Origin of the sequence: Streptomyces sp. NPDC006265, assembly GCF_040613555.1 — a bacterium.
Taxonomy (GTDB): domain Bacteria; phylum Actinomycetota; class Actinomycetes; order Streptomycetales; family Streptomycetaceae; genus Streptomyces.
In genome coordinates, this window is record NZ_JBEXSH010000520.1 from 1 (window position 1) to 6,419 (window position 6,419).

Annotated in this window: 8 protein-coding genes and 1 pseudogene; 5 read left to right on the forward strand and 4 right to left on the reverse strand. The window is 71.1% G+C overall.

Annotated elements, in window-relative coordinates; all coding sequences use genetic code 11:
• Positions 1-98: 98 nt before the first annotated feature.
• Positions 99-422: an antibiotic biosynthesis monooxygenase gene (locus ABZ281_RS32440; protein WP_356661320.1), complete on the reverse strand. Its 324-nt coding sequence runs from the start codon at positions 420-422 to the stop codon at positions 99-101.
• A gap of 117 nt (positions 423-539) precedes the next feature.
• Here ABZ281_RS32440 and ABZ281_RS32445 point away from each other — a divergent pair, with 117 nt between their 5' ends.
• Positions 540-1,490 carry a DUF1731 domain-containing protein gene (locus tag ABZ281_RS32445; RefSeq protein WP_356661322.1) on the forward strand — a complete coding sequence of 317 codons (951 nt, stop codon included), beginning with the start codon at positions 540-542 and terminating at the stop codon, positions 1,488-1,490.
• A 7-nt stretch (positions 1,491-1,497) separates the two neighbouring features.
• Here the strand turns inward: ABZ281_RS32445 and ABZ281_RS32450 are convergent, their stop codons facing one another.
• Complete coding sequence (locus ABZ281_RS32450) at positions 1,498-2,367, reverse strand: hypothetical protein (protein WP_356661324.1); 870 nt, start codon at positions 2,365-2,367, stop codon at positions 1,498-1,500.
• A 106-nt stretch (positions 2,368-2,473) separates the two neighbouring features.
• Positions 2,474-2,620, reverse strand: coding sequence for a hypothetical protein (locus ABZ281_RS32455; RefSeq protein ID WP_179878731.1), 147 nt, complete (start codon positions 2,618-2,620; stop codon positions 2,474-2,476).
• 138 nt (positions 2,621-2,758) lie between these two features.
• Here ABZ281_RS32455 and ABZ281_RS32460 point away from each other — a divergent pair, with 138 nt between their 5' ends.
• Both ABZ281_RS32460 and pgm read left to right on the forward strand, forming a co-directional pair.
• Positions 2,759-3,187: a hypothetical protein gene (locus tag ABZ281_RS32460; protein ID WP_356661326.1), complete on the forward strand. Its 429-nt coding sequence runs from the start codon at positions 2,759-2,761 to the stop codon at positions 3,185-3,187.
• Between the two features lie 231 nt (positions 3,188-3,418).
• Positions 3,419-5,059, forward strand: a complete 1,641-nt coding sequence (pgm, locus tag ABZ281_RS32465; RefSeq protein WP_356661328.1) for a phosphoglucomutase (alpha-D-glucose-1,6-bisphosphate-dependent) — start codon at positions 3,419-3,421, stop codon at positions 5,057-5,059.
• Here pgm and ABZ281_RS32470 read toward each other — a convergent pair.
• A pseudogene (locus ABZ281_RS32470) lies at positions 4,972-5,605 on the reverse strand (DUF5949 family protein). The gene pgm and the pseudogene ABZ281_RS32470 sit on opposite strands and share 88 nt — an antisense overlap.
• Positions 5,606-5,761: 156 nt before the next feature.
• Here ABZ281_RS32470 and ABZ281_RS32475 point away from each other — a divergent pair.
• Both ABZ281_RS32475 and ABZ281_RS32480 read left to right on the forward strand, forming a co-directional pair.
• Positions 5,762-6,049 (forward strand): zinc-ribbon domain-containing protein, encoded by a 288-nt coding sequence (locus ABZ281_RS32475; RefSeq protein ID WP_356661330.1) that lies wholly within the window; start codon positions 5,762-5,764, stop codon positions 6,047-6,049.
• 122 nt (positions 6,050-6,171) lie between these two features.
• Positions 6,172-6,419 (forward strand): pyridoxamine 5'-phosphate oxidase family protein (locus ABZ281_RS32480; RefSeq protein WP_356661332.1); only part of this gene is annotated, 248 nt, incomplete at its 3' end.

Genomic DNA, 6,419 nt, shown 5'->3' on the forward strand with positions numbered 1-6,419 from the left:
GTACCCGCGCGTTCCCGGCACAGCTGAGCGCCGGCAAGGCCGTCACGCACGTGGTCCCCCATGCCGTACTGCTTGGGGGACCACGTGCGTCGCGCCGGTCAGTCCTTCGGCCCGGCCTGCTGCACCACCTCGAAGGACCACAGCGTGGAGCCGCTCGCCGCGGGCTTCGGCCGTTCGCCACCCTCGCCGCCGCCCTGGTGCGCGCTCTTCATCGGCCCCTCCATCCAGGCCTGGAACGACGCCTCGTCACGCCAGCGCGTGTAGACGAGGTAGGTGTCGGTGCCCTCCACCGGCCGGAGCAGCTCGAACCACTCGAACCCGTCGGAGTTCTCCACGGCGTGCGCACGGGAGGCGAACCGCTTCTCCAGCGTCTCCCGCTGCTCGGCGGGCACGGTCAGTACGTTGATCTTGACTACGCTCATGTGCCCCATCTTGCCCGATGGCGCATCCGCGCAGGTTGAGCCCCATGTCTCGACATTGTTTTGAACGTGTTCAAAAGTCGGCTGGAGTCGCTTTCACACATCGAGGGGGAGACCTTCATGAAGTTCGTGATGCCCGGCGGCACCGGGCAGGGCGGCACGGTCCTGAAGCGCGAGCTGAGCTCGGCGGGACATGACGTCGTGGTACTCAGCAGGCACCCCGCGGGGCCCGGCGAAGTGCACTGGGACGGGGAGACCGTGGGGCCCTGGGCGGCCGAGATCGACGGCTGCGACGTCGTGGTCAACCTGGCCGGCCGGAGCGTGAACTGCCGCTACACGCCCGCCAACCTCCGTCAGATGTTGGACTCGCGGGTCCACTCCGCGCAGGTCGTGGGCGAGGCGATCGCCGCAGCCGGCCGACCGCCCCGGGTCTGGCTCCAGATGAGCACCGCGACCGTCTACGCCCACCGCCACGACGCGCCCAACGACGAATCCACCGGCGTGATCGGCGGCACCGAACCCGGCGTCCCCGGCTACTGGGGATACAGCGTCGACATCGCCAAGGCCTGGGAACGCGAACAGGAGAGCGCCGGCACCCCGCGTACGCGGAACGTGGCCCTGCGCGCCGCCATGGTGATGAGTCCGGACCGCGGCGGTGTCTTCGACGTGCTGCTGCGGCTGGCCCGGCTCGGCCTCGGCGGCCCGGTCGGCGGCGGCGCCCAGTACATGTCGTGGATCCACGACCGGGACTTCGCCCGGGCCGTCGAGTTCCTCGTCGCCCGGGACGACATCGAGGGCCCGGTCAATCTCGCCGCACCGGAGCCCCTGCCGCAACGCGCCTTCATGCGCGCCCTGCGCGCCGCGGGGGGTGTCCCGGTGGGCCTGCCCGCGACCCGCTGGATGGCGGAGATCGGCGCGTTCGTCCTGCGCTCGGACACCGAACTGCTGCTGAAGAGCCGCCGCGTCGTCCCCGGCCGCCTGCTCGAAGCGGGCTTCGCCTTCGATCGTCCCGAGTGGCCGCAGGCCGCGGACGACCTCGTACGACGCCTCCGCGGCCGTGCGGCGCGGTGACCTCGGGTCAGCTCCGCCCCTTGCCCTGCTCCAGCGCCTTGCCGGTCATGTCGGTGACCTGCCCGGCCGGCGGCGCGTCCGCCTCCACCTCGGTACCGAAGTCGGTGAAGTCCATGACCGTGCGCACCGTGACCTTCTCGGGCCCGGACGAGGCGTCGGAGGAGGACCGCTGCGTCGCCTGCGGGGCCTTGACGGTCATGTCGATCTGCTGACGGCGCATCCGGCCCTCGTCGTCCAGCCACACGTCCATCGGCAGGGTCGCGCCGACCTGCTTGCGCAGGGTGTCGCCGTTGGGAAGCTCGGCGACGTCGACCGAGACGCGGTAGTGCGTGGTCTTCACCCCGTTGACCGTCGCCGAGCCCTTCTCGGTCACGTCCTTGTCGGTGATCGCCTTGGCGTACGCCGCGGACTGCGCCGGATCGCTCATGGACTGGTTGTCCGTGCCCTGCTGTGCGGCGACCTTCCTCAGGTCGATCTTGATCCAGGGCTTGCCGCCCGGCGCCTGCCCCTTGGGCATCTTCTGGTAGAGGACCTGGTCGATCACGCGTTGCTCGATCTGCTGCCCCTGCACCGTGACGGTCATGACGCTGTCGCCGTCGTCCAGGTCCACCGCACCCTGCCCGTTCGCCGTCTGCGACGCGCCCCGGGCCGAGGTCTGCACCCGCAGCTTCACCTTGGCGGTGTCCTCCTCGGCCGTCGTGTCGTAGGCCGAGCGCACCGCCCGCGTACCCTGCTCCCGGGTGCCGGCGCTCGCCTTCGCCGAGGTGCCCTGCGTACCGTCGCCCGAGTCGCCGCCGCAGCCGACCAGCACCGTTCCCGCCAGCACCCCGGCGACGCCTGAGGCACAGACTCGCCTGCCGTTCCCCGCCCTGCTCATCGAACCAGCTCCTCTCAGGTGTGTGGTGCGACCCAAGTGCCCAAGCCGGGCACGAACACACCTGTGCGGCGGAGGAGTTGGATACCGGGAGAAACGGGTGTCCCGGTCAGTGGCGGCCCCTGAGCTTGCCGAGCAGACGCTGGGCCTGGGCACGCTTGCGGGGATCCGCCGCGGCCCGCCGCGCCTGGTCCACGGCCCGCCGCCCCTGCGGGCTCCGGGCGAACTGCTTGATGCGATCCAGCATTCCGGCCATGACGCACCTTCCTTCCTGTCGCGATGTCACTTGCCTGTCATGCGCCTACCCCTCCGATGAGCCGCTCAGGCACGCCGCTGCCCGGTCGGTGCCCGACCGAATGTGTTTGCGGCCGGAGTCAGAGGCAAGTCGGTGTCCATGACTGAAGAGAACAAGCGCACGAATCAGAAGGCGACCACCGTACGGACCGCGGAGTCCAAGGCCCGTCACACGGCGGACAAGGCCACCGCACCCGCGTCCCAGGCGGCGAAGGGTGCCGCGGACAAGGCCGGTGAGGCCGCGTCAGCTGCCAAGTCCGGAGCGGAGCGCTCCGCAGAGACGGCGAAGTCGGCCGCACAGACGGCTGCCAAGGGCGTCGAGGTCGGACGGCAGGCGGTCGTCACGGCCTCGGGTCACGTCGCGACCACGGCGAGGACGGCCTGGACGGTAATCGCCCACCGCAAGCTCGTGGCCGCGGGCGTCGGAGCCGGCCTGACCGCCCTGAGCGCCGCGTCCTACGCCGTCGGACGCCGTGCCGAACGCGGCGCGCACGGTCCCCTCACCCGCCTGACCGGCGGGCGGATCTGAGCACGGCCGGCGCGATGGACGTGCCGGTACGAGGGGAGCAGGCGGCGCGACGCGCCACCGGGTGTTCCGGTGGTCCGTGGCGCCGTCTTCCTCGTGTTCCGTGCCGCCGTTCCCTCTCGCGTGGCCGGCGCACATCCGCCCCTCACCGGGGTGCCCCCTCGCGCGTCACCACTGTGACGAGGAAGGATGTGACCGCAAGCGAAGGATCAACCCATGCGGAGGAGCGGGCCCATGCAGCACGAGCGAGCGGGAAGTCCGGCCGGACCCGAAGATCTCGTCGATGTCGCTCGGCTGGTCACCGCGTACTACGCGCTCCGCCCCGACCTGGACGACCCGGGGCAGCGCGTCACGTTCGGGACCTCCGGCCACCGCGGATCGTCGCTGGCCGGCGCGTTCAACGACGACCACATCGCCGCGACCAGTCAGGCCATCTGTGAGTACCGCGACGGCCAGGGCATCGACGGTCCCCTCTTCCTGGGCGCCGACACCCATGCCCTGTCGGAGCCCGCGCGCGTCACCGCCCTGGAGGTGTTCGCCGCCAACGAGGTGACCGTGCTGATCGACGACACGGACGGCTACACGCCCACCCCGGCCGTCTCGCACGCCATCCTCACCCACAACCGCGGCCGCACCACCGGCCTCGCGGACGGCGTCGTCGTGACGCCGTCCCACAACCCGCCCGCCGACGGCGGGTTCAAGTACAACCCGCCCAGCGGAGGCCCCGCCGCCTCCGGCGCGACCTCCTGGATCCAGGACCGGGCGAACGAGATCATCCGGGGCGGCCTGAAGGACGTACGACGCGTCTCCTACGCCCGCGCCCTCGCCGCACCCACCACCGGCCGCCACGACTTCCTCGGCACCTACGTCGCCGACCTGCCCGACGTGCTCGACCTGGACGCGATCCGCTCGGCCGGCATCAGGATCGGCGCCGACCCCCTGGGCGGGGCGTCGGTGGCCTACTGGGGCCGCATCGCCGAACAGCACGGCCTCGACCTGACCGTGGTCAACCCGCACACCGACCCCACCTGGCGTTTCATGACGCTCGACTGGGACGGCAAGATCCGCATGGACTGCTCGTCGCCGTACGCGATGGCCTCGCTCATCGAGCAGCGCGACCGCTTCCAGATCTCCACCGGCAACGACGCCGACGCCGACCGGCACGGCATCGTCACCCCGGACGCGGGCCTGATGAACCCGAACCACTACCTGGCCGTGGCCATCTCCTACCTGTACGCTCACCGCGACCGCTGGCCGGCCACCACCGGCATCGGTAAGACGCTGGTCTCCTCCGCCATGATCGACCGGGTCGCCGCCGACCTGGGCCGCGAGCTGGTCGAGGTGCCCGTCGGCTTCAAGTGGTTCGTGGACGGACTGGCCGGCGGCACCATCGGCTTCGGCGGGGAGGAGTCCGCCGGGGCGTCCTTCCTGCGCCGGGACGGTTCCGTGTGGACCACCGACAAGGACGGCATCCTCCTGGCGCTGCTCGCCTCCGAGATCACGGCGGTCACCGGGAAAACTCCCTCCGAGCACTACGCGGCGCTCACCGCCCGCTTCGGCGAACCGGCGTACGCCCGCATCGACGCCCCCGCGACCCGCGAGGAGAAGGCCCTCCTGGGCAAGCTCTCCCCGGCCCAGGTCAGCGCGGACACACTGGCCGGGGACGCGGTCACAGCAGTGCTCACCGAGGCCCCCGGGAACGGCGCGGCCATCGGCGGCATCAAGGTGACCACGGACAACGCCTGGTTCGCGGCCCGTCCGTCGGGCACCGAGGACGTCTACAAGATCTACGCCGAGTCCTTCGTCGGCCCCGACCACCTCGGCCGGGTCCAGGAGGAGGCAAAGTCCGTCGTGCTGGCGGCCCTGTCCGGCTGACCACGAGCACACCACCACAGCCCGGGCCACCGCACGCGGCCCGGGCTGTCTTCCGCGCGCCAGCCGCGCAGGCTGCGGGCGGGCAGGACGACGCGCGCCGCCGAGGCCGCTGCGGCCTCGTCCGGGGTGAAGGCGGCGAGGGCCTCGGCGTCATCGGGCTCGGCGCCCTCCGGCCACGGACGCGTGACGAACATGAGGTAGGCGTACCCGAGCTCGCCCACCGTCTCCAGCCAGGTCTCCGGCGGGACGAACTGGGACTTGAGGTGCTGCACGGTGAGGACGGCCGACCCGGGCACCACGAGCAGGCTCACCGGCAGGCTGGGCCGCCTGGACGAGCCCCTCGCCCAGGGGGAGACCGGCGCTCAGCAGCAACTGCTCGACGGCCTTCGCAGTGCCCTCCGGACCGTTCGCACCGTTTCCGAGGGAGCAGGCCGGCAGATAGGGGATGTCGTTCCCGTCGGGGGTCGTGGCCCCGCCAGGACTGGACGACGAGGGAACCCAGGTCGTCGGTGGGCACGGACTGCGTCTGGGTGAGATCGAGGTCACCGCGGAACCGCATCGGCCGCACCTGACGGCCCCCGGTCCGCCGTCACCCGAGTGGACCAGTCACCGCCGGGCTCTCCACACGAACGAGGGGCCCGCGCGCCCGACATGCCCGCGATACAGGACACTGGGTGAAGATCCGACCGGAAGGACCGACACGTGATCATCTTCGGCACCAAGGGATACCTGTACCAGCTGGCGATACTGACGCTGGTGTGCGGCCAGTGCGGAAACCCCGCCGCCCACACGCTCAGGAAGCGCGTCACGAAGTTCACCCTGTTCTTCGTCCCGCTGTTCCCGATCTCGACGAAGTACCTGACGCAGTGCACCTTCTGCGGCGCGGAACAGAAGGTGACCAAGGAGCAGGCGGATCACCTGCAGACCCAGAGCACGAACGGCCCGAGCGGCCAGACGTACGGGCAGCCGCAGCAGCACGACCGGTTCTGATACCCGAAAGCCCGGGCGCGGCGGGACCGCCCTCGCCGGGCCTCGACACCGGCCACCGGGCCAGCCTCGCCGGTCGACGCTTCGGCGGGCGTCGAAGCGTCCCGCCCGTAGCGTCCCGAGCCATGACGCCCCGCACCCACCTCGTGATCAGGCCGAGCATTCTCTACTTCGGTACGCCCGTGGTCCTGCTGACCACCGAGAACGCCGACGGCACCTGCAACCTCGCCCCGATCTCCTCCGCGTGGGCCCTGGGGCAGCACCTCGTCCTGGGGTTCGGCAGCGAGAGCCACACCGTGCGCAATCTCGCGGAACGCCCGGAACTCGTGATCAACGTCGCCTCGCCCGAGCTGTGGGAACACGTGGAACGCCT

What these genes read in the sequence shown, in the direction of transcription:
- ABZ281_RS32440 (WP_356661320.1), bottom strand. Translation starts at nt 422, where the DNA reads ATGAGCGTAGTCAAGATCAACGTACTGACCGTGCCCGCCGAGCAGCGG.
- ABZ281_RS32455 (WP_179878731.1), bottom strand. Translation starts at nt 2,620, where the DNA reads ATGGCCGGAATGCTGGATCGCATCAAGCAGTTCGCCCGGAGCCCGCAG.
- ABZ281_RS32460 (WP_356661326.1), top strand. Translation starts at nt 2,759, where the DNA reads ATGACTGAAGAGAACAAGCGCACGAATCAGAAGGCGACCACCGTACGG.
- pgm (WP_356661328.1), top strand. Translation starts at nt 3,419, where the DNA reads ATGCAGCACGAGCGAGCGGGAAGTCCGGCCGGACCCGAAGATCTCGTC.
- ABZ281_RS32450 (WP_356661324.1), bottom strand. Translation starts at nt 2,367, where the DNA reads ATGAGCAGGGCGGGGAACGGCAGGCGAGTCTGTGCCTCAGGCGTCGCC.
- ABZ281_RS32445 (WP_356661322.1), top strand. Translation starts at nt 540, where the DNA reads ATGAAGTTCGTGATGCCCGGCGGCACCGGGCAGGGCGGCACGGTCCTG.